This window comes from Streptomyces sp. NPDC047108, from assembly GCF_040643575.1.
In the GTDB taxonomy this organism is placed as follows: Bacteria; Actinomycetota; Actinomycetes; order Streptomycetales; family Streptomycetaceae; genus Streptomyces.
Genome location: NZ_JBEYUP010000025.1, coordinates 44465 through 67198, shown reverse-complemented (window position 1 = coordinate 67198; position 22734 = coordinate 44465). Strand labels below are relative to the sequence as shown.

The window sequence follows — 22734 nt, the reverse complement described above, 5'->3', positions numbered from 1 at the left end:
CGGCGTCTGCGGCCCGTACGCCGTCGACAGGAGGAGGGGTCCGCCGATGCACCGGGGAAGCGCCGCGCTGACGGCTGCCGCCGTGGCCGTACTTGTCTGCGCCGGTTGTTCGCAGACCCCGACCCCATCGGACGACGAGCCCGCCCGCACGTCCTCCGCCTCCGCGTCTTCCGCCCCGACGTCTTCATCCGCCCCCACACGATCGCCCGCGGCCCTCGACAAGCTTCCCGAGGTGGCGAGCACCGACGGCCGGCTCCCCGAGGACACGTCGCGTGAGAAGCACGTCCTCGCGGTGGTGTCGCGGGGCAAGGAGCGGATCATCGCGTACACCGAGGGCAAGATGTGCGGAATGACCGTGGTCCCTGCCGACCGCTCGTTCCTGAGGACCTCGGACACGCAGGCGGCCCGGCCGCATGACGGCGAGCCGGACGGCTCCGGCGGCCTGCCCCTGGGGCCCTACAGCTCTACTTCGATCTCCTCGTCCGGAGACGGCCCCGCGTGGTCCGGGAAGCTGCACTGTTCCGAGGGCGCGATGGTGATCGAGTACGAGTCGGACGAGTCGACACCCGTGACGGGGACGCGCGGTTCCGTTTCCACCGCGCCGCTGGACGAGGCCCGGAACAGCGTGGGCGTCGTCGTCGGCGAGGAACCCTATCGGGACCGCATCCTGGCGGAGCTGCGGAGCTGACGCGTCGGTCCTGAGCCTGCCGGGACTCCGCTCCGTCCGGGACTTGGCGCATGGCCCAGCCTGCGGCGCAGGGTCCCGGCGTGGCCGAGAAGCGATCGCATGTCTCCGGAGTGCTCCGGCCGCCGGGCTTGCGCGCCGTGCGCTGGGCCGTTCGGGTGGACGGGCCGCGCAACCGTTGCCCGCACGCGCAACCGGTGGCCCACTGGTACGACCGCACCTCAGGTCCAACCAGAGCGTGTCCCCCTCCCCCCTCCGGACGCCGTGTGACGTCTCGTCACCCGGCTGCCGTGCACCGTCCGGCGGGGACATTGCTGCGACCGGTCCGGCACCGTTCCCGTTCAGCTCTGACGCCACGTCAGCTGACGCCAAGGAGGAATTGCTGTGTCGCTTTCATCGCAGAAGTCCGCTTCGGACACCAGGAGGAACACCGTGCTCACATCCAGGCTGGGCCGATTCGCCCTCGCCACCGCGGCCGGTCTGCTGGCCTTCACCGCGGTCACCCCCGCGTACGCCACGGGGACCGCGGAGCGCAGCGCGAGCAGTCCGCACATGCTGTCCGACTACAAGGGCAGGGTCATCGCCGCGACCGGACTGAACGTCCGGAAGCAGCCCTGGCAGAGTTCGCCGGTGGTCGGCTTCCTTCCGTACGGGAAGATCGTCAGCATCGAGTGCAAGGTCAACGGGCAGTCGATCGACGGCAATCCGCGCTGGTACAAGATCAACGGCTACGGCGGGTACGCCTCGGCCCGCTACATCGAGAACATCGGCCCGGCCCCGCACTGGTGCTAGTGCTGATGCGGATGCGTGCCAGCTGACGCACGCGTCCTCGAGCCCCCTGCGCCGACCGGGTACGCCCGGCAGGCACAGGGGGCTCCCTGCTGTTCCCCTTCCCGCGTCCTGAAGGTCCGACCTGGAAGACGCAGCACCGGGCTCAGGAGTCAGGAGACGGTGAACTCGCGCGAGGTGCCGTCGAACGCCGTGATCCGCCCGTTCCAGCCGTTCTTCCAGTCGCCGAAGTGCACGACGCGGTACGTCCCGGCCGGCGTGTCCTGCGGGATGTCCCACGTCACCGTCGCCTTGGACGTGGCGCCGAACGTACGGCTCCAGCGGTACCGCGTGGCCCAGTCGCCGTCGTCCGCGTGACGGACCCAGCGGTCCCCGTCCCGGCGCTGCACCTCCAGGAAGGTGCCGCCACGGCGGAGGTTGTTCTTGGGGTGGCCGGTGGCGAACTCCACCGACACCTTCTGCCCGCGGGCGTAGCTCTTCCCGGGCTCCTCCAGGACCTCGCCGAACTCCTTCATCAGCGGCGCGCTGTCGAAGACGACTCCCGTCTGGAAGTTGAGCTGGTGCTCGGACAGGGCGCGGGGCGTGGGGCCGCGGTCGACGTCCTTGCCCGCGCGCAGCGCGGCGGCGAGCTTGCCGAACTCCTGCTGGTAGGCGGGCAGGGTGTAGCGGCCGAAGAGGGTCGAGCCGCCCTCGTACTGCTGGCTGTCGTACTCCTCGGGGGTGGTGACGTACTGGCTGTAGGCGTTGGCGTAGCCCTGCACCAGGACGTTCTCCAGCGGCACGCCGAGTTCCTCGGCCACGGTGCGCCGGATGCGCAGCCCGGCCACGATCGTGTACTCGGCGGGACCGGCGACCAGGTGCAGTTGGCCGATGCGGACGATCTGCAGCGGCAGGACGTCCGGCGTCCACGGGTACGGCTTCATCACGCCGACGGGCAGCACCACCAGCTTCGGGGCCTGGGCACTGGCGAGGGCCTTGGGGATGGGGGCGTCCAGGCCGCCGAGGGCGTCGATGAACGGGTTCTTCGTCCCCTCGGGCACGGGGATTCCCGGCCCGTCCTCGCTACTGCCCGCGAGGACGGGTTCGCCGAGCGCCGCCTTGCAGGTGGAGTGCCGTTCACCGTCGGGGGTGAAGGCGCCGTCGACGTCGACCGCGGACATGTCCACGTAGCGCATCCGGGAGTAGACCCCGCCGGTGACCTTCTCCGACGCGGCGTCGAAGGCGCGCTTGGCCGCCAGGAACTGCCGCTCGCCGATGATCCGGGTGTTCTCGAACTCGTCCTCGGTGGGCCCCGATCCGGGCTTGAGGTTCAGGTTCGGCGTCATGTCACCGGAGTTGGTCTGCGGGAAGCAGGCGACGAAGCCGGGCGCGCCGTCCAGATAGCGCACGCCCGCCTCGTCGTGCTCCCAGTGGTAGGCGGCGTAGCCCTTGTTGTCCCCGCTGATGAGGGTGTTCTCGTTGGTCATCGAGGTGCCGTGGGTGGCGAACCAGCCGATGGCGCCGACGTCCCGGCTCCCCTGGCGGAAGCGCAGCACCGTCATCGTCGGGTCGATCGCGTCGGGGAAGTGCCGGCGGTCCCCGGCCGGGTTGCGGTCGAAGGCCTTGCGGGACCGGTTGACGCTGGCGTCCTTCAGCTCGGTGCGGCCGAGGGTGATGCTGCCGGGCGCCATGCTGCGGTGCGCGGCGTCGATGGCCTCGACGATGCCGTCGACGATGGCGTTGTAGGTCTGCTCCTGGAATCCGAGGATCGCGAGGTTGTAGAGCGCGTAGTGCGAGGAACCACCGCAGGCGGCGTGGGTGTGGGTGGCGTTGAGGAGCACGTTCTGCTCGGTGTACAGGCCGTCGTACTTGGAGGCCAGACGCGCGATGACGCCTTGGTGCACGGACTGGAAGAGTGCAGCCAGGTCGGTGTTGACGAAGACGACCCGCCGGTCGCCGGCGTCGGCCACGACGTAGGCGCGCGCCCGCATGCGCAGATGGATGCCGGACGTCTTCTGGGCCGGCTGGGAGTAGCCCATCATGCCGTTCTCGGCGGCCGGGCCGGTGATGTCCGCGCACCCGACCCCGACCTCGAAGCTCTCGGGCCGGTCCGCGGCATGCGTGGCGGCCGTTGCCGGGTTCGCAGCCGTGGGCAGTACGGCGGCTGCGAGCGGAGCGCTCGCAGCACCGGCAAGGACAGTCCTCCGGGTCACCGACATGTTTGCGCCACCCCTCCTGAGAAAAAGATGAACAATGTTCAAGATTTTTGTGGATGGTAGGCCCCGATCGCGGCGATGTGTACGGGGTGCGCGGTGACGAAAATGTGCCGCTCTCGTGAACGGGCGGGCGCGCGGGGCGGGTTGGCGCGCGGAGGCCATGGAGGGCGCTGTGGGCGGCACCGAGGGGGCATGCGTCGAGCCCCCGTCCGTGACCGGAGACGGGGGCTCGATGCTCACCGGTCCACCCCGACCTCGTATGTCCCGGTGACGGCGGTCGGTGTCAGCAGGCGGTGAGGGCGGGGGTGCCCGGGGCCGGTGTCAGCGCACTGTCACGGTGACCACCGGCGAGACGGCCTGCCCGCCGGCGATGCGCAGCTCGTTCTTGCCCTTGAGACCCAGCTTGACGCGCAGCGCGTACCCACCGCTCTTGTTCACCACTGTGGTCGCCGGAAGGGAGACCCACTTCGAGCGCTGCTTCTGCTGCAGCGTGAGCTTCGTACCGGCCGCAACGTCCTTCGCCTTTCCGGTGATCCGGAACTCCTGCCACGCCTTGACGCTGCTCGCGCTGGGGGCCGCGGTCAGCGTGGGCCGGGCGGCGGCCGACGCTGACCGAGTGCCGGCGGAGGCGGACTGCCCGGCCTGCTCACCGGTCGCCGCATAGGCCCCGGCCGTCGCCCCGAGCACGAGGGTCGCCGACAGAGCGACCACGGCCGCGGCAGTGGTGGCACGGAAACCGTTGTTCATGGAAATTCCCCTCCCAGTTCGGATCAAGCTCTCAACCAGGAGCACGGGAGAACAGACTGTCCGGTTGCCCGCTCAACGCCGGGAATTTCCTTGATTGTCGAATTGACGCAGCCATGTCGCATCTTCACGGTCCACGGCGAACGGCAGGGGTCAGACGCCGAGCACCTCGTCCAGCCAGTCGAAGACCCGCTGATCGAAGCGGGAACGGTTCCAGCCCTGGCAATGGCCCAGGGCTCCTTCGGCCTTCGTGAAGCGCGCCCTCTCCTTCGGGCAGGAAAGCGCCTCGTACAACCGGTCGGGGCCGGAGGCCGATTCGCCCTCGGCGGAGACGACCAGCGTGGGGCAGGCAATTCCGTCCACCACGTCGGAGAGCCGGAAGCGGCCCATTTCGACCACGTACTGCCCCGGCGTCGCGAGTCCGTGGACCCACAGACCGCGCTGCACGAGCTTCCACCGCATCACCGGATTCTTTTCCAGAACGGCCAGATGGGGATCGAGTTCGGCGGGATCGACATCCGGCAGCCGGTCCTTCAACTCCGCCGGTACGGGCAGGACGTCGCGGAACGCATCCAGTTGGTCCCACTGGCCCGGGTCGGCGATCAGGGCGGCGATCCTGCCCTCACCTGCGGTCCCGCGCGGCGCGAGATAGCCGCCGAAGCTCCAGCCCATGACCGCCAGCCGGGACGCGTCGACCTCGCGGAGGGTCTCGGCCCGGTCGACGACGGCGCTCAGCACGGTCTCCCAGTCCGGCCGCATCGGCAGTCCCTGCTTCACCAACGGCTGCCCCTGTCCGGGACCGTCGACAAGAAGTGCCGCATAGCCGCGCCGCACGGCGGGAACGGCGTGGGACCAGTACATCTCGTGAACGTTGGAGTCGTAGCCGTTGACCGCGATAAGGGTGGGAAGGCTTTCGGACCCGGCCCTCGGCAGACAGAGCCAGCCCGGCAGAACAGTTCCTTCGAAAGGGATCTCGACCGGCCTCACGGGATGTCCGGCACGCTCGGCGAAACGGGCGAAGCACGCGTCCTCGCGGTCGAATGCCTCCGACAGCCGGGGATCGACAGGGGCGCCGAACAAGGGGTAATAGGAGATCCGGTAATAGGTGGTGGCGCGCAGGAATGCCTCGCGGGCGCTGACATCGTGACCGCGGGCGGCGCTCTCCTCGCCCCAGGCGGCGACCTGGGCGGCCCACGCGGTCCACTCCCGGTACCAGGCGTCGTTGTCCCCGGGCGGAATGCGTTGCATGACCGCCGCGCATTCCCCGTATTCCGCACCCCCGCGGGTGCTCGTGGTGAGCGCCCGCTCCGCGAACATCTGGAACAGCGGGTCCTCTGAGAAGTGCTGCACTCTGCTGCCGGCCTTTCCTGCGGGTGACCACGGTGGACTGCGCGCTCTGCGCGATGCGTGGGCGAGCGCCGTTTCCCATGATCGATGAGAGGCGGAGCGGAATCCTTCTCCGCCTCACCCGTCCCGGTGCGCGTCGAAGGCACGCGGCCTGCCGGACGACGGCCCCCGCGTGACCTGACGGTCGCTCGGCACTGTCGTCGCCGAGCGGCCGGATCACGCAAGGCGGCAGGTGCGGTACGGGGCGCCCTCACCGGCCACCACCTCCCGCACGCCGGAACCCGAACCCGCCTTCACCCGGGGCCCGGCGGAGAGAACCAGGACCTCAACGCGCCGGAGAGGGAGGGGAGTTGTGACGAGGATCCGGTACAGAGGATCATGCCGGGATGAATGATCGACGCTCTTCCGCGGCACCGGTCGTCGAGCGGATGCCGGGATACACCAAGGCCCAGCAGGACGACATGCTCGGCCCGGGCGCGGACCCCTTCGGCGTCGCGGACGCGGGCCTGACGTGGCGGCCCAAGGAGGACCATTTCGGCGTCAGGCTGGAGGGGCGGCTCGTGGCCCACGCGGGCCTGCTGCGGCTGCCCGTGTCGATCGGTGGAGCGGATCGGGAGGTCGTGGGGGTCGGCGGGGTCGCCGTCGCGCCCGGCCTCCGTGGGCACGGACTCGCACGGCTCGTCGTGACCGCCGCACTCGACCACGCGCGGACGTTGGGACCGCCGCACGGGCTTCTCTTCTGCCGCCCGCCACTCGTCCCCCTGTACGAGCGGCTCGGCTGGCACGCGTTGGAGCGTGAGGTGCAGATCGAGCAGCCCCAGGGTCCGGTGGTCATGCCGTTCCGGACGATGTGGATGCCCTTGCGGGACGGAGCGCACTGGCCGCCCGGAGACGTACGCGTCCTCTCGTACCCCATGTGAGCGGGACTCCGGGCCGCCGACTGCGCCGAGCGGGTGCTCCCGCTGTTCGAGGTGGTGGCCACCTCCGACACCCCTCCTCGCGAAGCGACCGAGGACATACGGGCGTTCGTGTGCGAAGGCGAGCGGAGGTGGCGCTGCCGGTCCGTCGCCCGGGCGGCCACACGCAGCCGCACGCGACGGCGACGAGCCGACTGCCCTGGCGCGTCAACCGGTCACAGACCGCTGACGTCCCTGGCCTTCTTGACGGCGGAGTCGAGCGCGTTCACCGCGGCGTTCTTCCGCCTCGCGCGCGCCGCCCGGTCCGCCGGCACCAGCCGCGCGGCGGCCCGCACGGCGTAGTCGTCCGGGTCACCGAAGGCAGTCCGCGGGTGCTCTCCCGTTTCCGCGCAGTGCGCCGTGACCTCCTTGACCGCTTGGAGCACGACTGCCCGGTCCACGCCCGGCTGCATCGCCAGCCGTACCTGGAGGCGCGCCATCCACCGTTCGCGGTCCTTCTCCAGCGCCGCATCCGACGTCTTGTCCTTCTTCGCCACGTGCTCTCCCGGTGATCGGCAGCCGTCCGTCACCGAGTTGGACGCCGGGGCATCGACGTCGGTTGCGAAAGGGAGCATCGGATGAGTGACCGGTACTGCCGGGCGTCGCGCCAGCTCCACGACCGGTCCAGGTGCCGGGCGCGTCCGATGTGCCGGGCGCATCCGAGGTGTCGCGCGTGTCAGAAGGAGACGTCGAAGTAGTCGATCTCGTTGAGGCGGACCTCGAGACCGTCGGCGCGGCGGCCGCCGTCCCTGAAGTACACCTCGCCCATTCCTTCAGCGATGATGGCGCGCAGCTCCTGGTCGGCCGCGCCTCTGCGCTGGGCCTCGAAGAGCCGGTCGGCGTACTCCGGCGGGAGGTGCACGGTCAGGCGGCGGAAGCGGCCGTCGTCGGTCGTGCCGATGGGCGCGGTGTAGCCGAACCGGGCTCGCGTCTCCACGGTGATGCCCGTGCTCGTGGCGGCCTGCTCCCGGCGGCGCCGGCGGATCTGGGGCTGCCAGCGGGCCCGTACGGCGGCCTCGATCCGGTCGGCGATCGCCTTCGGCGGGTGCTTGCGGGCGCCGCGGCGGTAGCGGTTGACCGAGTCGGCGGTGACGCCCAGCTCCTGCGCGACGGCCTTGGCCGTCTTCAGCTGCCTGAGCAGGAAGTTGATGCGGGCCTTGAGGGTCTTGGGGGGCTCGCGGGTGAAGGTCTCCTGGCCCGCGCGCTCCAGGGCGTCGTCGATGTCTCCCACGGGCTACTCCCCTGCCTCGAGGACGGCGTCGTGGCCGTCGCCCTTGATGTGCCGAGCAGGGTTGAAGCCCTGCTCCATCAGGTCCACGGCCCACGCCACCTGCTGAACCCCCTCCACCTTGCACAGCCCCGGTGACGAGCCGAGCCGGAAACCGCCCGGCAGCGCTTCGCCGCTGGGGGTGCACGGCAGGAAGTCCAGCGGAGAGGGGCCCTTGCTGGGGTAGACGACGCAGTCGGAGAGCACCGCGAACGGGTAGAGGCCGGTGGCCCGGGCCGTCTTGACCATCTTGCGGTGCATGTTCACCCGCGCCCGGGAGATGACGGCGGCGCGGATGTCGGGTCGCCAGGTGGGCCGCTCCAGGGCGGGCCAGCGTTCGCCGTCGCGGTAGTGGCGGCCCTGCGGGCGTTCCCGCAGCTTGCCGACTCCGCCCTTGACGGTGGACTTGATCGCGGCGAGGACGGCCACCAGGCCCGGATCGTCCTCCTTGTGGTGCTCCATCGCGGCGAGGAAGGCGTGGTCGCCGAGGTCCTTGGTGACGCCGAGGTCGGCCATGGTGTCGACGTAGGCGGTCCTGAGGCGGTCGTGCCACGGGTCGAGGTACGCGCCGGTCTCGCGGCGCAGATACGCCTCGAACGGGGCGACGTCGTGGCCGAGTTCGACCGCGTAGGCAACCGTCTGGGTCTGGTACCAGGCGGGACCCTCGGGTCGCTCCCCTGACGGCGTGAAGGGGCTCGGGAGGCGCGGGTCGAGCTCGATGCCGGAGAGGTCGACGTACCAGGAGCCGGGGATCTTCTTGTCGAAGACGGGGCGCCGTACGTGCTCGGGGCCGGACAGGCCGACGACGAGTCGGGAGGCGGCCGCGAGGAAGGCGGTGTTGATGTCCAGCCCGATCGCGTACGGCAGCAGGCACTCGTCGTCCGTGAGCAAGGAGACGTCGCGCACCCACTGGTACGCCTCCTCGTCCAGGAAGCCGCCGTTCCAGCCCTGGGCGACCGGGTGCTCGGCCGGTGCCTCCGGCGGCGCCGGATCGACGGGATCGCTGCCGAGGGAGCCGGGGTTGTGCCCCGGGACCCACGCGCCGGTGTCCTGGTCCTTCACGGCCCGGCTGGGCGGGCGCAGCGCGGTCATCAGCTCCAAGCCGGAGACGGCCGTCGAACCGCGCGGGGTGAGCACGCGCCGGGCGTAGACGCCCAGGGCGCGGGCGAGTTCGGCCGGTTCCATGGCGGAGGTTCCCGGCCACGCGCGGGCGTCGAGCGCGTCCCAGGACAGGACGGCGAGTTGGACGCACTGGCGACGGCCGGCCTGTGCGGGGCGGTAGACGCGCGCCCAGGGGCCGAAGCCTCGCTGGGTCAGCTTCCACTTCGCACGCGCGATCTGCCGGACCACGGGGTGGTCGTCCGGCAGGCGCAGGCTCCTGCGGGCCTCGAGGCCTTCCAGCCGCTCGGGGAGACCGAAACGTACGGCCGCCGAGGCGGTCAGCGCGATGAGCGGGTCGCCGTCCTTGCCGTTGCGGTGGAGGCGCGGTGCGCCGATGCCCGAGGCTCCCAGCGTCCACTCGACCAGCTCCGGAACGGTGGTCGCGGGGCAGTCGAGGATCACGCCGCCGGTGCAGTAGGCGATGCCGTCGCCGTCGAGCACCGCCAACGGTCCGTTCGGATACGGCGCGTCGGGCCCGTCGTTCCCGTGCCGGACGGCCTCAGGGCGCGCGCCCTGGGGGCGGTGCCGCGGAGAGCGAAGCCGATCCGGAGGGCGCTGATCCGGGCGGGACTCATCCGGGCGGGCGGGTCGGCGGGCCGCCGGCGTGCGCGGTCCGGCTTCCGTGGCGGGTCGGGGCACCGTCGCCGCACCGCCTCCGGTGGCGGGGGCGGAGTCCGGCGACGGCGCGGCGGTGGAGCGTTCCGCCGCGGGCAGCGGCGCGGCGCCCTCCCGGGGCCCCGGGCCGTCCTGAAGCGGAGCGCCCTCCTGAAGCGTCGCGACGTCCTGAGGAGGCGGGGCCGTCGCGCCGGTTGTGCCCTCCCCCGGTTGTCCGGTCGCGGAGGCCGGGTACTTCTCGGCCCAGCCCTCCAGGAGCCGCAAGTACGCCTGGAGCCGCGGCGGACGCGGCTCCGACCGCCCGGACTCCCAGTTCTTGACCGTCTGCGTCGACGACTGCAGCGCCTGCGCGAGGCGGGCCTGCGTCACCCCGGCCGCTTCGCGCAGCCGGGCCCGCTCGGCCGGTGACGGCAGCTCGGGCTGGTCCTCCAGCAGCGCGTCCACGGCCGCGAACAGCTCTTCCTCGCTCGGCATGTGCGCGACCCTAGCAGCGACTTGCCTATGGATTTAGCCCGGCGCTTACCCCGGGGTTGCGCGCCGCGCGCGTACACCGAACCGGCCCGCCGGCGCCTTCCCCGGTACGGCAGATGGCCGGGAACGCATGACCGGAAGGCCACACGGGAGGGCCGGACCAGGAGGAGGCCGACCGCACGAATCCGGCCGTGATCCTTGGCCATCGGATTCAGGGTGCGTCACATCGGTGTAGCGCTCATCTGTTGGGTATGACCCGTAGGCGGACGTACGGCGCGGCAACCCGGTCACGCCGTTCGTACTCCGTTCGTATTCCGACCCCCCACACGGAAGAGGCACGTCGCCATGACGAAAACCCCTGCCCGCAGAGCCACCGCCGGAATGGTGCTGGCGCTCGGCTGCCTGACGGCGGCAGCGCTGCCGACCGCCACGGCCCAGGCCTCCGATCGTTTACCGCACCACACCACCCAGAACAGCGGACGCGGCTGCGTGATGGTCTGGTTCGACCTCGGTGAAACCCTGGTGCACACCGCCGAGGACGGCAGCATCCGGTACATGCCCGGGGCCGCACAGCACCTGCGGGCACTGCGTGCGCGGCACATACCCGTCGGCCTGATCACCAACGTCCCCTCCTCCTGGGGGAACACCGACGCCGAGCGGGCGGCGGAGCTGAAGAAGGTGATCGACACGGACTGGAAGGACTCCCGCCCCTTCGCCTGGAGCGACTTCGGCGACCGGATCCTCACCCCGCGCACCGAGGCGGAGCGCAAGCCGGCCGCCGTCCTGTGGGAGCGCGCCCGTGACACCACGCACGGGTGCCGGCTGGTCTACCAGGCCGAGACGAACGACGAGATCCAGGCCAGCAGTTCGCTCGGGTACTTCTCGTACCTGGTGGGGCGTCCGCACTGGCCCGCGTTCATGCCTGTCCCGCTGATCGCCGCGCTCGGGCACCTTCCCGGCAGGTCGTAGGGCCGAGGGAAGGGCGACGGCCCGGACAGGGGTTCCTGTCCGGGCCGTCGCCCTTCCCCTGCCGCTGCCGGTCGGCCGCCGTTTCTCCCAACCGGGCGGGGGCAGACGCCCACTACGCGTAACCGGGCAGGTCCGAGGGGCCCGGACTGAGCACGGGAGGCGACGGTATGAACGCGTGGGCACCGGCATGGGGACGGCGCAGAGCCCAGCAGGCGGCGAACAGTTCGGCGATGGAGGCCGCGGCCCGCTGGGGCCTGGCGGCCCGCGGGGTGCTGTACTTCCTCATCGGCGCTCTGGCGCTGCGGATCGCCTTCGGCGACAGCGGGGAGCAGGCCGACCGCGGGGGCGCGCTGGAGGAGTTGTACACCCAGCCGCTGGGCGCCCTCCTGGTGTGGGCCGTGGGCATCGGGCTCGCGGGCATGGCGGTGTGGCGGCTCTCGGAAGCGCTCGTCGGGGCGTCAGGGCCGGACGGCAGGAAGGCCCACAAGCGCCTGCTCTCCGCCGTACGCGCCGCCTTCTACGCCTTCGTCGCCTACTCGGTGCTCTCCTTCGCGGCGGGCGAGAAGGGCAGCGGGTCGAGCGACGCGCAGTCCCGTGACGTGACCGCGCGGGCGCTCGAACTCCCCGGCGGGCAGTGGCTGGTGGGCATCGCCGGGCTGGCCGTCGCCGGCGCGGGGATCTGGATCGGCGTCCGCGCGGCGCTGCGGAAGTACCACAAGCATCTGAAGCGTTCCTCGATGTCGCGGCGCTCCCGCAGGGCGGTCGACGTGCTGGGGGTTGCCGGCGGCATCGCCCGCGGCGCGGTCTTCACGCTGGCGGGGAGCTTCGTAGCGCAGGCGGCGATGGACTACGACCCCGACGAGGCCAAGGGCTTCGACGACACCTTGCGCGTGTTCGCCGACACCCCGGCCGGTCCGTGGCTGCTCGCGGCCGTCGCGGCGGGGCTGGCGCTCTTCGGCCTGTTCTCGTTCGCGATGGCGCGGTGGCGGAGGGTCTGACAACAGGGTCCATCGCGAAGCGTCCATCGCACAGCACGGGCCACCGGACGGGAGTTGAGCAGCCGCTCCTCACGCCGACATGTCGGACCCGCGTGGGAGAGTCCGTCTCATGGACGGACACAAGGACGGACGCGGGGACGGGCGCATGCACGGCGTTCCTCTCGTCGAGCGGGTCATCGAGAAGGTCGGCCGGGAGGGATTCGGAGGGTTCTGCGGCGCCCCACGGCTCGACGCGCCCGTACCGCTGCCGGCCGCGGCGGTGAAGGGTCTGCGGATGCCGGGAGGCAAGCCGCTCCCTCCGAGCCTGCGGCGGTGGCTGGAGTTCGACGCCTCGTGGCTGGCCGGGCTCGGGTGGTTCACGGACTCCGCGACCCCGGCGCTGGAGGGGAACACGCTGTCGGCGACGGCCCATGAGATGTACGGGTTCGACCGCAGCGAGTACATGTGGACCGAGATGTTCGCCGACTTCGAAGTGCTGCTTCCCGGCTCCTGCTTCCCCTTGGTGGGCGGGTGCGATTCCCGCCGGCTGGTCTACGCCGGCGAGCCCGACTCGTTCGGCGAGTACCCGGTCCTCGTGACCGACATCGACGACCTGCCCTACGTGGCGGTCATGTACCCGGGGCTGGACGTGTACCTCGCCGATGAAGCCGGGGTGATCGACCTCGACTTCGGCACGTACACCGAGCTGGCCGACCACCCCGTCTACGGCGCGCGCATGCGGGAGCACGCCACCCGGACCGGTCTCGGTCCCGAAGGCAAGGAGATCTACGACCTCTTCGTGGAGGGGGACGCCGCGGGCGCGGTCATGCCGTGAAACCGACGGCGGTCGGAACCGTTCGGATCGTCCGAACCGTTCGGATCGTCAGGCCGGTTCGGATCGTCCGGCCCGTTCTGCCGTTCATGCGGGCGGGCCGTGCCGGGGGCGGCCGCCGCGGCCAGGACGGTCTCGACGACCACGGGCAGCGATGCCGGGTGGAGGTCCAGGAAGAGGTTCGGCTCGACCAACTCCAGCTCCATCAGGCGCGGTTCGCCGTCGTCGCCGGTGACCAGGTCGACCCTCGCGTACAGCAGTCCGGAGGGGTCGGGCACGGCGGCCAGCGCGCGCTCGGCCACGTCGAGTTCGGCCGCCGTGGCCTGCCATGGCTCCAGTCCGGGGTGGGGCATCTTGTCCGCGTCGTAGGGCGTGCCCGGTTCGAGTACGGCGCCCTTGCGGCTCGCGTGCAGGAACCGCCCGCCGAAGAACTGCAGCGCCCGCTCGCCCTGGACGTCGATGCTCGCCATGTACGGCTGCACCATGGCGGTCAGGCCCTTCTCGTGCAAGCCCGTGAGATGCCGCAGGGCCGCCTCCCGCTCCCTGGGCGCGTAGCGCGCGGCGTTACGGGCGCCCGCTCCGCACACGGGCTTGAGGACGTACTCGCGGTCGTCCGGGAGTCCGGCGACGGCGCCGGGTTCGAGATACCGGGTGGGGACGACGGGCACTCCGGCGGCCGCCAGCTCCCCGAGGTAGCGCTTGTCGGTGTTCCACCGCACGATGCCGGCGGGGTTGGCCAGCCGTGTGGCCTTGTCGCAGAGCTCCACCCACGCGGTGAACTCCTCGGTCCGCCAGGTGTAGTCCCAGGTGGAGCGGATGAGGGCGAGATCGAAGGCGGACCAGTCGGTGCCGGGGGCGTCCCAGGGCACGGCGTGCGCCTCCGCCCCGGCCTCCTGCAGAGCCCGCACCAGCACCGGGAGGTCCCGGTCGTGGTGGGGCTCCGCCCCGGAGTCGTAGGTGACGGCGGCGATGCGCACCACGGTCGGTTCTCCTCTCATCTCCGGCGCTCGGCCCGCCGGGTCGGCCGCCGCGCGCCGCACTGCGGCGGTTCGCGGCCCTCCGGCGCAGGCTAACCGCAGACGCGGGTGGATCACCGAACTTTTTCCCGGGGGCGGCCGACGGCCAGGGCGGCGAGGCCGGGATTCCGGGGCCGTGGCGGTGGAGACGGAGAGTCCGGGACCGTGGCGGCGAGACCGCGAATCCGGGATCGTGGCGGTGGAGACGGAGAGTCCGGGACCGAGGCGGCGAGACCGCGAATCCGGGACCGTGGCGGACGACGCAGAGTGCGGGCGGTGGGGGCCGGGGCTCCGGGGCCGGAGGCCGGGCGGACACGCCCTCGGGCCGGCCGGCCCCGCCGGCTCATTGCCAGCCGTTCACCCTGCTCCGTTTCCTCGACGACGACGTCGTCAGAACGGTGTGGGTCAGCAAGTCGGTTCGGATCATGGTTCCGTTCCCTCCTCGAGGGGGTTCCTTCACCCGGAACCGTAGGCCGCCGGCCCCGCCAGTTCGTGGGGTGCTGTTACTCAGATTCCCGCCACACGTCCGTAACGACGCAGGTGATGGCCGCGCGAATAGTAGGCGGACGGCCCGGCGGAGTCAGGCGTCCGGATCCGGGCGACTCCGCGCCCGGCCTCCGGGGCAGGCCGTTCCCGCCGGAGGAGGCAAGACGCCCCGCCTGCACCGGCGTCGGGCGACAGCGACGGTTACCGGGCCGTGACATGAGAAGTCCGGCCCTCCGGGAAGGCGTTCTGATGAACCGAACCGAGGGGCCGGCAACGACCGGCCGGTCCCGAAAGGAGCCGGATCGATGTTCAGCAAGAAGACCGTCATGGCGATCACCGCCGCCACCGCCGCGGTCGCCGGGGGACTGGCGTTCGGGGTCCCGCAGGCCACGGCGTCCGGCGCGGCGACCCCCACATGCCGGGAGGCGGGCCTCGAGGTCACGCTCGACGACCTCGGCACGCCCCAGGCGGGGATGAACCACTCCGGAACGTATCTGCGGATGAAGAACACCACGGACCGTACCTGCGCCGTACGGGGCTACCCGGGCCTGGGGCTGGAGAAGGCCGGGCACGAGCAGGCCCCGACCGACACGGACCGCGGATCCACGTACTTCGCCCAGGATCCGGGCAGGAAGACCGTGTATCTGCAGCCCGGTGACTCCGCCTGGGCGGACCTGGAGTGGACCCACACCGGTGCGAACGACGTCAAGGCGAAGTCCCTGCGGGTGACGCCGCCCGCCGCAACGACGCAAGCGCGGGTCCCCCTCGACGAGAAGGTCGACAACGGCAGGCTCGCGGTGACGGCGCTGTCCGACACACCGCCCGGAAGCCCGGCAGGCTGAGGCCGGGCGGGACGACGGAACCGAACAACGGTTCCGCGTCTGCCGAGGTCACCAACGTTCCGCGCCCCCGCGCCCTTTGGGCCGGGGGCGCGTGCGTGCCCTGCTCCGCCGGACCGCGGGCCTCACACCCAGGTGCGGGCTCGCGCCACCCTCCCCTGCCCGTTCACGCCCCGGTGCGGGCTCGCGTCACCCTCCCCTGCCCGTTCACGCCCCCGGCACGGGCTCCGCGCCCTCCCCGGCCGGGCGCTGCACCGGCACCAGCGGCTGGTTCGTGAGGTGTTCGAAGGTGCCGGTGATGGTCAGCATCCGGTCGAGGCCGGTGCTGCGCCGGTCCAGGTGCAGGCGTACGCCGTGCCCGCCCGCTGTGCGGTGGACCTGGAGGAGGGCGGAGAGCCCCATGGAGTCGACCGTGCCCAGCCCCGCGCAGTCCAGGTGCAGTGCCTCCAACTCCGTCCGCCCGTCGAGGACTTCGTTGACCCGCTGCAGCAGCACATCGCTGGTGTCGTAGGCGAGATCACCGACAAGGGCTATCGATACGGCGTGCGGCCCGCTCTCCTCCGTGGTCAGGGACAGGTTCGGGTCGGGCAACGGAGTGGTCGTCATCAGCTCTCCAGGCCGGCGGTGTCAACAGGTGGCCAGCGCGCTGCGCCCGTCGGCGAGAAGGGCTGAGGCGCGAGGGAAATCGTGCAGGTGCTCCTGGAGCAGCTCCAGCGTGGGGACCAGAGAGCGTGCCGGGACCTTGCGGGCGGTGAGGACGTCCGCGGTCCAGGTCAGGAATCCGGTGAACAGTGTGGGGTCGTCGACGTAGAGCGCGACGGCGAGGAAGTCGGCGATGTGCGCGAGGTCCTCCGCCGTACGGTCCCGCTGCGCATCGTCGTAGTCCCGCATCGCCGGGAAGCGGTCCTGGAGGCCCTGGAGGGTCTCGCGCACCAGCCGGACCCGGCTGCGGGCGACCATCGTGTACTCCTGGTCCTTCAAGTGCGGGAGGTCGTCGGCCACTTGGTGACCGACGGACGGGCGGTGCAGGCCCTCGGCGAGCCGGTCGGCGGCGGCGCGGGCGTCGGAGGCCCAGGCGTCGGCGCCCAGCAGCCGCGCGTACCGGCCGTCGGGGCCGAAGGCAGCTCCGCCGGCGATGACCGGGACACCGGCCGCCTGGCATGCGGTGATGGCGGCGTGGGCGGTCGGCAGGCGCGGAGGCAGCGAGCTGGAGAGGGCGACGGCGGCGGGCGCGGTGCGGTGGAGGTGGGCGATCAAGTGGGGCGAGGGCACATGCGCCCCGAGGTAGTCGACGTGGAAGCCGCGCAGCCGCAGGGTCTCGGCGAGCAGGCGCGCGGGAAGGGCGTGCCATTCGCCGTCGACGCAGGCCACGGTCACCCGTGTCCGCTCCGCCGCGGCGACGTCCGGGCGCGGGGGCCTGGGCAGCGCGGAGACGGCGCGTTCGCTGATGGCGGTGGCCGCGTGTTCGTCGGCGACGGTCATACGGTTGGCGGCCCATTCGATACCCACCCTGTGCTGGACGGTCCCGATCACGTCCAGCAGCACGCTCTCCGGGGCCAGGCCCGCAGCGAGCGCGGACTCGACGACCTCCAGGGCCGCGTACTCGTCCTGGGCGCCGATCGCGGCCCAGAGCCGGTCCGCCCACGGCTGGGCGGCGGCATCGATGTGCGGCGGGCTCAACAGCCGGGCGCCGGGCCGGAACCCCTCGGGATCCGTCGCGTCGCCCTCGGGATGCGGGTCCCGCTGCGGGGCGGGGTGCGTCGTCATGGCGTGGGTCTCCCGGATCCGGTGCCGTCGGGGGCACCCGCGGTGCGGGGCGCCGTGATGGCGATGACCGCCATGTCGTCGGGGGCGTCGGCGGCGGCCCATTCGGACGCCAGCATCTGGATGCGCTCGGCGACCGCCGTGGCCGGGGCACCGGCGCACTCGGCCAGCGCCCGCCTGAGGCGCTCGTCGCCGAACAGCTCGCCGCCCATCGGACCGCCCCTCGCCTCGGTGATGCCGTCGGTGAACAGCAGGCAGGTCTCCCCCGGCGCGAGCGTCGTCGTCACCGTGTGTGCCGGTGCCTCGGGCAGGGCACCGACGATCGTCCCGTGCGTGGCGGCCTCCTCCACGGTTCCGTCCTGCCGCACGATGAGCGGCGTCGGGTGCCCGGCCGAGGTCAGCCGCAGTCGCACCGCGCCGTCCACGTGCCGGGCCGAGGCCAGGACGAGGGTGGCGTAGCGGGTGTGATGGCTGCTGAGCATCGCGTTGTTCAGCAGGCGCAGCATCCGCTGGTGGTCGTCCGCCAGTGGCAGGAGCGCCTGAACGGTGCTGCGGATCTTGCCGGTCAGGACGGCGGCTTCGAGTCCCTTGCCGCAGACGTCGCCCAGGACGGCCAGGGTCTCGTCCTCGCCCGGCCCCGTGCCGGGGTGGACGTCGTAGAAGTCGCCGCCGACGCGTTCGCCGTCCCCGGACGGCCGGTAGCGTCCGGCGAACTCCACCCCGGCGACCTGATGCACGGCGGGCGGCAGGAGTTCGCGCATGAGGGTGTCGGCCAGCGAGGTCTGCTCGGCGTAGAGACGTGCCGCCGACAGGGCCGCGCCCGCCCGTTCCGCGAACAGGCCGACGAGCTTGTCCTCGCCCTCGCTGAACGCGGCGTGCCGGCTGTTGCGCAGCAGGACGATCGCCCCGGCGGGGACGCCGTGCCCGGGCAGAGCGGTGACGGCGACGGCTCCCGGGTCGCCGAACCCGTCCGGTACCAGCCAGGACGGCGCGCCGGACGGGTCGATCCACCGGGACGGTACGGGCGGGAAGCCCTGCAGCGCCTCGGCCAGCCCGGGCACGTCGTCCAGGGCGGCCGAGGTCGTCGTGGCGCGGCGGACGGTCCCGTGCTGGTCGCACATCGCCAGAGGCAGCTTCCGCCCCGCCCCGGGAGCGATGACCACCGCCGCGTCGGCGAGGTGCTGGACGGCGAGGGACGCGGTCAGCTCCATGCAGCGGTCGAGGTTGAGGGACCCCAGCAGCCTGCCGGACACCTCGACGAGGAACTGCGTACGGTCGCGCTCCGCGCGCAACTCCTCCAGGACGCGGAGGTGTTCGGTGTCGTCGGTCAGCCAGTACGCCGTACGTCCGCCTCCGAGCACGGAGGGCCGCGCCGAGAATCTGCGCCCGTCGACGCTCCCGGCAAGGACCGTGAGGTGCGGCTCGTCATCGGGACGGCGGCCCCGCACGCGGCCCGTGAGGCGTTCCGGGCCACCGCCGGCGGCCACGGGGTACGGGTGGGTCTGCGGCCGAAGCCAGGACAGCGCGGTGTCGTGGAGGTGGCCGCCGGGGACGGTGGTGGGGTCCAGGCGTCGGGCGGCTTCGTTCAATTCGACGATGCGTCCTGCCGCGTCGGCCACGAGGACCGGGTAGGGGGCACCGTCGACGCTGCCGTGGGGGGCTGCCGCCGCGCCGGGTGAACTGTCCGCGAAGTGGGTCACTCTGCAGGGCTCGCACCGGCGTGGGCCCTTCTCCTCTCCCTGATGTGTTCCGTGGCCGGAAGATTGCCGGACGGCAACGTTCTCGCAGATCGCTGTACGGGGCAACCCTCTTGGGGCGGCACCGCCTTCCCGAGCACTCGCCGTACGGTTCGTCCCCCTTTGCCGCGGAGAGGGCGGAGCCGGTCCGGGTCGGCAACGAGCCCTGGGGCACGGTCCGTTCGGGGCCGACAGGACGGACAAGGCAGGCACGCAAGGGCATTTCGGGCGAGAGAGTGTCGGCCGTGCGTGTAGGCGGGAGCGGTGCGCGTACGCGGGGAGCGCCGCCGATGCGGACGCAGCGGCCGGCTCGGGTCGGCCCGCCGTACGGCCCGGCGTACGGCGCGGGGACGAGGCCCGCCCGGGCCCTCCCTGCACCCGACCTCCGGGATCTTGCGATACCGACGCAGAATCGGTGCGAGTTGTCTGCGTCGGGGCTCCCCGACCAGGGTGAAAGGACCGCGGCGCGCACGGGGCGCCCGGTCACAGCACCACCCGCCTGACGCGGCCCGTCACGGCATGGTTTTGCCCATCCGCCGGATCGCGCCCCGGTGACGAGGAGCCGAGATCATGGCCACTGCCGGATCCGGGACGCGCCGGCGCCCGCTCACGGCGCCGGAGCGCGTACGGACCGAGCACGTACGGACCGAGCACGTACGGATAGAGCGCGTACAGACCGAGCCCGTACGGACCGAGCCCGTTCCGACCAGGCCTGTACACAACGAGCGCGTACGGACCGGGGAGCCCCCGCGTCCGTACGCCGAGGGGGACATCGACGCGTCGCTGGCGGCCGGATTCGCCGCCGGGGACGAACGGTCCCTGGAGGCCGCCTACCGCCTCTGCGGCTCCCTCGTCCACGCCCTCGCCCGGCGCGCCCTCGGCGACGACCAGGAGGCGGAGGACGTGACCCAGCAGGTCTTCCTCGCCGCCTGGCGAGGCCGGAGCGGGTACCGGCCCGAGCGTGGCAGTCTGGCCGGATGGCTGGTCGGCATCGCCCGGCACAAGATCGCCGACGCCCTCGACGCCCGTTCCCGGCGCGCGGAGGCCACCGCCGCGGCGAGCGCGGGCTACGTCCGTACGGCCGCCACCGCGCCGGAACCGGAGGAGTCCCTCGACCGGGTGCTCCTCCAGCGCGAGATCCGCCGACTGACCTCGGCGCAGCGGTACGTGGTGGGCCTGGCCTTCTACGCCGACCTGTCCCAGACCCAGATCGCCGAGCTGACCGGCCTGCCCCTGGGGACGGTCAAGAGCCACATGCGCCGCGCCCTGCACGCGCTGCGGCGCTCGCTCCGCCGCGAGCCGTACGCGGGGACATCCGGCGGGACCGCTGGGTGCCCGCCGCTCGAGCGGAGCCGGTAGCCCAGCGGGGATGGCGCGGTACGGGAACCCGGGCGGGGGATGGCGCGGTACCGGAACCCGGCGCCCCTCAGCGCCCGACCAGGGAGACCAGCTCTTCCAGGCCCGACCGCAGACCATGCAGCCTCCGCACTCCCGCGACCTGCGCGGATCCGCCCCACCCGGGGCCCGCGAGCAGCAGCCGCGGATGTGCCCTGGCGCCGCGCAGCCCCCACTGCACGCCCCCGATGAAGTGCACGAGCGCGCGGTCCGCGGTCGAGCGCGACTGCGCCCAGAGCACCACGGCGGCCGGACCGGTCCTGCGGACGGCCTCGTACAGCGCCTCGGCGGGCAGCGCGGCCCCGAACATCCGCGCCGGCAGCCCGCGTTCGCCCAGCGCCGCGGCCAGGGCCTCCAGGGGGAGGCTGTGCTGTTCGCCGGGCGCGCACGCCAGCAGCACCGGTGGCCGGTCGCGGAGCTCACGCGCGGGCCGTACGCGGCGCAGGGCCGAGGAGACGTGCCACGACAGCAGGTGCTCGACCTCGACGTAGCGCTCCCCCGACGACGCCCACTTGCGGCCCGCCGCGTGCAGCGCGGGGGCGATGACCTCCTCCCAGGCGGTGAGGAGCCCGTGCTCGGTGACCGTCCGGTCCAGCAGGTCCTCGACGGCGGAGGCGTCCAGGCGTACGGCGGCGCGTGCGAGACCGCGGCACTCCTGCCGTACGTCGCCCAGCGGCAGCGCGGCCCGTCCGCCGGGAGCCCGCCGCGCCGCCCCCGCTTCGGGAGACCCGGGCGACGCCGCGGGCTCCTCGCGGGACACGGCGGACCGCCCGCCGCCCCCACCGCGGGCCGGATGCGTCCGCAGCGCCGTGCCGGCCGCCTCGGCCGGTGGGACACCCTGGGCGGTCAGCCGGCACATCTCCTCCAGCCGCGCGATGTCCTGCGGGGTCCAGCGGCGGTGCCTGCCCTCCTCGCGCGTCGCGGGGCCGATGGCGTAGCGCCTCTCCCAGGAGCGGAGCGTGGTCGGCGCGACGCCCAGCCTGCGGGCGACGGCTCCCGTGCTCAGCGCGGCGGCCGGATCGCCCGAGGCGGGTCCGGGTCGCCGGTCAGCGTTCACGTCTGCCATGGTACGAGCCGTACGACGCACCATCGATGCAAAAGCTCACCCCTGACCCTCCCCTCCGCGGTCACCGCGCCCGGCTCGCCAGCAGTTCCCGTGCCGCCCGCGTCCCCGACGCCATGGCGCCCTGAACCGAGCCCGTGGCCCGGTGGTCGCCGCAGACGTGCACCCCGTCCGCGACGCGTGTGGTCCGGCTGAGCGGCCACGGCGGCGGCATGGCGGGCAGCGCCCCCGGGACGGTGTACGAGGCGAGGTGCTCCCAGGTGCTCGTGTCCGCCCCGTAGACCTCGGAGAGCACCTGCCGCAGCCCGCGCTCCTCTCCCCCGTCGCCGAGGACCGACGTCGAGACAAGGGACCGGCCGTCCGTGGCGTAGGCGGGTGAAACCTCGGTCAGGACACAGGTGTTGAGGAACCGGCGCCCGGCGTCGAGCAGGAGGGCCGGCTCGCGCAGCGGCGAAGCCGGGGCCGCGTGGTAGGACGTCGTGACGGTCCGCGTGGGGACCGGGGGAAGGTGCGGGAGCAGCGCGGACGCGGCCTGCGCACCCGTGGCGACCACGACGGCGGACGCCGGGCGTTCCGACCCGTCCGCCGTCACCACGCCCTCGTCGGTGAGCGCGGACACCGGGGTCTCCAGCTCCACACAGCCGGGCGGGAGCGCGGCGGCCAGCTGTGCGGGGACCGCCCCGATGCCCGCCGCGGGGAGGGTGAGGCTGCCGCGGACGAAGCTGCGCCAGACCAGATGGAACATCCGGCTGCTCGTCTCGAGGTCGTCCTCCAGGAAGACGCCCGAGAGGAAGGGGCGCAGCAGGGTCTCGACGCAGGTGTCGGAGAGCCCGGCGCGCGCCAGCTCGGTCCGCGTCGTGTGCTCGGGCATCCGCTTGAGCAGCACGGGCGGGGCGAGGGTGTCCCGGGCTGTCAGCCCGGCGAGCACCGCGAGGTCGCGGGGTGACGCGGCCCGCCCGGTGAGCAGCGCCGCGGCGTCCCGGGGGCGGCGGCTGGGGTCGGCGAACCGGACCCGGCCGCGCGCGGTGTGCACCAGGGCGCCCGGTGTGAAGGGACGCAGCCGCAGGCCGGCGAGCCGGATACGTCTCTTGACCTGGGGATACGAGGTGTTGAACACCTGGAACCCGCGGTCGAGCACGAATCCCTCGTGCCGGTCGCTGCGCATCCGTCCGCCGACGCCGTCCGACGCCTCCAGCACGGTGACGTCGACTCCGGCGGCCGCCAGGTCGAGCGCGCAGGTCAGCCCGGCCGGTCCCGCACCGACGACGACCACGGGGTGGTGGTCCGTCCGTAGATCGGTCATCGCTCCCGTCCCTCTCCGTCATCGCTTCGGTCACGCTCCGTCGGGGCGCGCCCCGGTCGCACGCCGTTCCCTCCGGCCCGGTCCTCCTCCACCCTGCATTCCCCCGGCGGGCCGCGCCCGGATG

General features: G+C 72.6%; 19 protein-coding genes and 1 pseudogene. 8 read left to right on the top strand and 12 right to left on the bottom strand.

The window, feature by feature from the left end; genetic code table 11:
* Window positions 1–232 precede the first annotated feature (232 nt).
* A complete protein-coding gene (locus ABZ822_RS29880; RefSeq protein ID WP_360861032.1) occupies window positions 233–688 on the top strand; it encodes a hypothetical protein in 456 nt (151 codons plus the stop codon).
* Window positions 689–1117: 429 nt separating this feature from the next.
* On the top strand, window positions 1118–1477 hold the full coding sequence (locus ABZ822_RS29875; RefSeq protein ID WP_360861030.1) for an SH3 domain-containing protein: 360 nt from the start codon (window positions 1118–1120) through the stop codon (window positions 1475–1477).
* Between the two features lie 149 nt (window positions 1478–1626).
* Here ABZ822_RS29875 and ABZ822_RS29870 read toward each other — a convergent pair whose 3' ends face one another.
* The 3 genes from ABZ822_RS29870 to ABZ822_RS29860 form a co-directional block, all read right to left on the bottom strand.
* A complete protein-coding gene (locus tag ABZ822_RS29870; RefSeq protein WP_360861028.1) occupies window positions 1627–3672 on the bottom strand; it encodes a neutral/alkaline ceramidase in 2046 nt (681 codons plus the stop codon).
* A gap of 318 nt (window positions 3673–3990) precedes the next feature.
* Window positions 3991–4416 (bottom strand): hypothetical protein, encoded by a 426-nt coding sequence (locus ABZ822_RS29865; protein WP_360861026.1) that lies wholly within the window; start codon window positions 4414–4416, stop codon window positions 3991–3993.
* 150 nt (window positions 4417–4566) lie between these two features.
* The gene (locus ABZ822_RS29860) at window positions 4567–5763 is read right to left on the bottom strand and encodes an alpha/beta hydrolase (RefSeq protein WP_360861024.1); all 1197 of its coding nucleotides are present in this window, start codon (window positions 5761–5763) and stop codon (window positions 4567–4569) included.
* A 383-nt stretch (window positions 5764–6146) separates the two neighbouring features.
* On the opposite strand from ABZ822_RS29860, the gene ABZ822_RS29855 reads away from it, so the two are divergent.
* Window positions 6147–6680 (top strand): GNAT family N-acetyltransferase, encoded by a 534-nt coding sequence (locus tag ABZ822_RS29855; RefSeq protein WP_360861022.1) that lies wholly within the window; start codon window positions 6147–6149, stop codon window positions 6678–6680.
* A 212-nt stretch (window positions 6681–6892) separates the two neighbouring features.
* On the opposite strand, the gene ABZ822_RS29850 is transcribed toward ABZ822_RS29855, so the two are convergent.
* The 3 genes from ABZ822_RS29850 to ABZ822_RS29840 all read right to left on the bottom strand — a co-directional run bounded on the left by ABZ822_RS29850 (window position 6893) and on the right by ABZ822_RS29840 (window position 10233).
* A complete protein-coding gene (locus ABZ822_RS29850) occupies window positions 6893–7213 on the bottom strand; it encodes a hypothetical protein (protein ID WP_360861082.1) in 321 nt (106 codons plus the stop codon).
* 179 nt (window positions 7214–7392) lie between these two features.
* Window positions 7393–7947, bottom strand: coding sequence for an XRE family transcriptional regulator (locus tag ABZ822_RS29845; RefSeq protein WP_360861020.1), 555 nt, complete (start codon window positions 7945–7947; stop codon window positions 7393–7395).
* Between the two features lie 3 nt (window positions 7948–7950).
* Window positions 7951–10233, bottom strand: coding sequence for a helix-turn-helix domain-containing protein (locus tag ABZ822_RS29840; RefSeq protein WP_360861018.1), 2283 nt, complete (start codon window positions 10231–10233; stop codon window positions 7951–7953).
* A 342-nt stretch (window positions 10234–10575) separates the two neighbouring features.
* Here ABZ822_RS29840 and ABZ822_RS29835 point away from each other — a divergent pair, with 342 nt between their 5' ends.
* The 3 genes from ABZ822_RS29835 to ABZ822_RS29825 all read left to right on the top strand — a co-directional run bounded on the left by ABZ822_RS29835 (window position 10576) and on the right by ABZ822_RS29825 (window position 13011).
* Window positions 10576–11199, top strand: coding sequence for a hypothetical protein (locus ABZ822_RS29835; RefSeq protein ID WP_360861016.1), 624 nt, complete (start codon window positions 10576–10578; stop codon window positions 11197–11199).
* A 167-nt stretch (window positions 11200–11366) separates the two neighbouring features.
* Window positions 11367–12197, top strand: a complete 831-nt coding sequence (locus ABZ822_RS29830) for a DUF1206 domain-containing protein (RefSeq protein WP_360861014.1) — start codon at window positions 11367–11369, stop codon at window positions 12195–12197.
* Between the two features lie 109 nt (window positions 12198–12306).
* The gene (locus tag ABZ822_RS29825; protein ID WP_360861012.1) at window positions 12307–13011 is read left to right on the top strand and encodes a hypothetical protein; all 705 of its coding nucleotides are present in this window, start codon (window positions 12307–12309) and stop codon (window positions 13009–13011) included.
* 113 nt (window positions 13012–13124) lie between these two features.
* On the opposite strand, the pseudogene ABZ822_RS29820 reads toward ABZ822_RS29825, so the two are convergent.
* Window positions 13125–13988: pseudogene (locus ABZ822_RS29820) on the bottom strand (hypothetical protein); the annotation flags it as partial.
* Between the two features lie 827 nt (window positions 13989–14815).
* Between ABZ822_RS29820 and ABZ822_RS29815 the strand changes: the two are divergent.
* The gene (locus ABZ822_RS29815; RefSeq protein ID WP_360861010.1) at window positions 14816–15352 is read left to right on the top strand and encodes a DUF4232 domain-containing protein; all 537 of its coding nucleotides are present in this window, start codon (window positions 14816–14818) and stop codon (window positions 15350–15352) included.
* Window positions 15353–15556: 204 nt separating this feature from the next.
* Here the strand turns inward: ABZ822_RS29815 and ABZ822_RS29810 are convergent, their stop codons facing one another.
* From ABZ822_RS29810 to ABZ822_RS29800, 3 genes are read right to left on the bottom strand one after another with little or no spacing between them, the layout of a single operon-like run.
* On the bottom strand, window positions 15557–15955 hold the full coding sequence (locus tag ABZ822_RS29810) for an STAS domain-containing protein (protein WP_360861008.1): 399 nt from the start codon (window positions 15953–15955) through the stop codon (window positions 15557–15559).
* 21 nt (window positions 15956–15976) lie between these two features.
* Complete coding sequence (locus ABZ822_RS29805; RefSeq protein ID WP_360861006.1) at window positions 15977–17116, bottom strand: cobalamin-dependent protein; 1140 nt, start codon at window positions 17114–17116, stop codon at window positions 15977–15979.
* Window positions 17113–18732, bottom strand: coding sequence for a GAF domain-containing SpoIIE family protein phosphatase (locus ABZ822_RS29800; protein WP_360861080.1), 1620 nt, complete (start codon window positions 18730–18732; stop codon window positions 17113–17115). The genes ABZ822_RS29805 and ABZ822_RS29800 overlap by 4 nt, the downstream gene beginning before the upstream one ends.
* A gap of 687 nt (window positions 18733–19419) precedes the next feature.
* Between ABZ822_RS29800 and ABZ822_RS29795 the strand changes: the two genes are divergently transcribed.
* On the top strand, window positions 19420–20208 hold the full coding sequence (locus ABZ822_RS29795) for a sigma-70 family RNA polymerase sigma factor (RefSeq protein ID WP_360861004.1): 789 nt from the start codon (window positions 19420–19422) through the stop codon (window positions 20206–20208).
* Window positions 20209–20275: 67 nt separating this feature from the next.
* Here ABZ822_RS29795 and ABZ822_RS29790 read toward each other — a convergent pair whose 3' ends face one another.
* On the bottom strand, window positions 20276–21310 hold the full coding sequence (locus tag ABZ822_RS29790) for a MerR family transcriptional regulator (protein WP_360861002.1): 1035 nt from the start codon (window positions 21308–21310) through the stop codon (window positions 20276–20278).
* Window positions 21311–21371: 61 nt separating this feature from the next.
* Window positions 21372–22610, bottom strand: coding sequence for an NAD(P)/FAD-dependent oxidoreductase (locus ABZ822_RS29785; RefSeq protein ID WP_360861000.1), 1239 nt, complete (start codon window positions 22608–22610; stop codon window positions 21372–21374).
* Window positions 22611–22734 lie beyond the last annotated feature (124 nt).

Excerpts from the sequence above, each read along its gene's own strand:
- ABZ822_RS29795 (WP_360861004.1), top strand. The coding sequence starts at position 19,420 with ATGGCCACTGCCGGATCCGGGACGCGCCGGCGCCCGCTCACGGCGCCG.
- ABZ822_RS29835 (WP_360861016.1), top strand. The coding sequence starts at position 10,576 with ATGACGAAAACCCCTGCCCGCAGAGCCACCGCCGGAATGGTGCTGGCG.
- ABZ822_RS29840 (WP_360861018.1), bottom strand. The coding sequence starts at position 10,233 with ATGCCGAGCGAGGAAGAGCTGTTCGCGGCCGTGGACGCGCTGCTGGAG.
- ABZ822_RS29805 (WP_360861006.1), bottom strand. The coding sequence starts at position 17,116 with ATGACGACGCACCCCGCCCCGCAGCGGGACCCGCATCCCGAGGGCGAC.
- ABZ822_RS29785 (WP_360861000.1), bottom strand. The coding sequence starts at position 22,610 with ATGACCGATCTACGGACGGACCACCACCCCGTGGTCGTCGTCGGTGCG.
- ABZ822_RS29815 (WP_360861010.1), top strand. The coding sequence starts at position 14,816 with ATGTTCAGCAAGAAGACCGTCATGGCGATCACCGCCGCCACCGCCGCG.
- ABZ822_RS29855 (WP_360861022.1), top strand. The coding sequence starts at position 6,147 with ATGAATGATCGACGCTCTTCCGCGGCACCGGTCGTCGAGCGGATGCCG.
- ABZ822_RS29865 (WP_360861026.1), bottom strand. The coding sequence starts at position 4,416 with ATGAACAACGGTTTCCGTGCCACCACTGCCGCGGCCGTGGTCGCTCTG.
- ABZ822_RS29825 (WP_360861012.1), top strand. The coding sequence starts at position 12,307 with ATGGACGGACACAAGGACGGACGCGGGGACGGGCGCATGCACGGCGTT.
- ABZ822_RS29810 (WP_360861008.1), bottom strand. The coding sequence starts at position 15,955 with ATGACGACCACTCCGTTGCCCGACCCGAACCTGTCCCTGACCACGGAG.
- ABZ822_RS29790 (WP_360861002.1), bottom strand. The coding sequence starts at position 21,310 with ATGGCAGACGTGAACGCTGACCGGCGACCCGGACCCGCCTCGGGCGAT.
- ABZ822_RS29870 (WP_360861028.1), bottom strand. The coding sequence starts at position 3,672 with ATGTCGGTGACCCGGAGGACTGTCCTTGCCGGTGCTGCGAGCGCTCCG.
- ABZ822_RS29830 (WP_360861014.1), top strand. The coding sequence starts at position 11,367 with ATGAACGCGTGGGCACCGGCATGGGGACGGCGCAGAGCCCAGCAGGCG.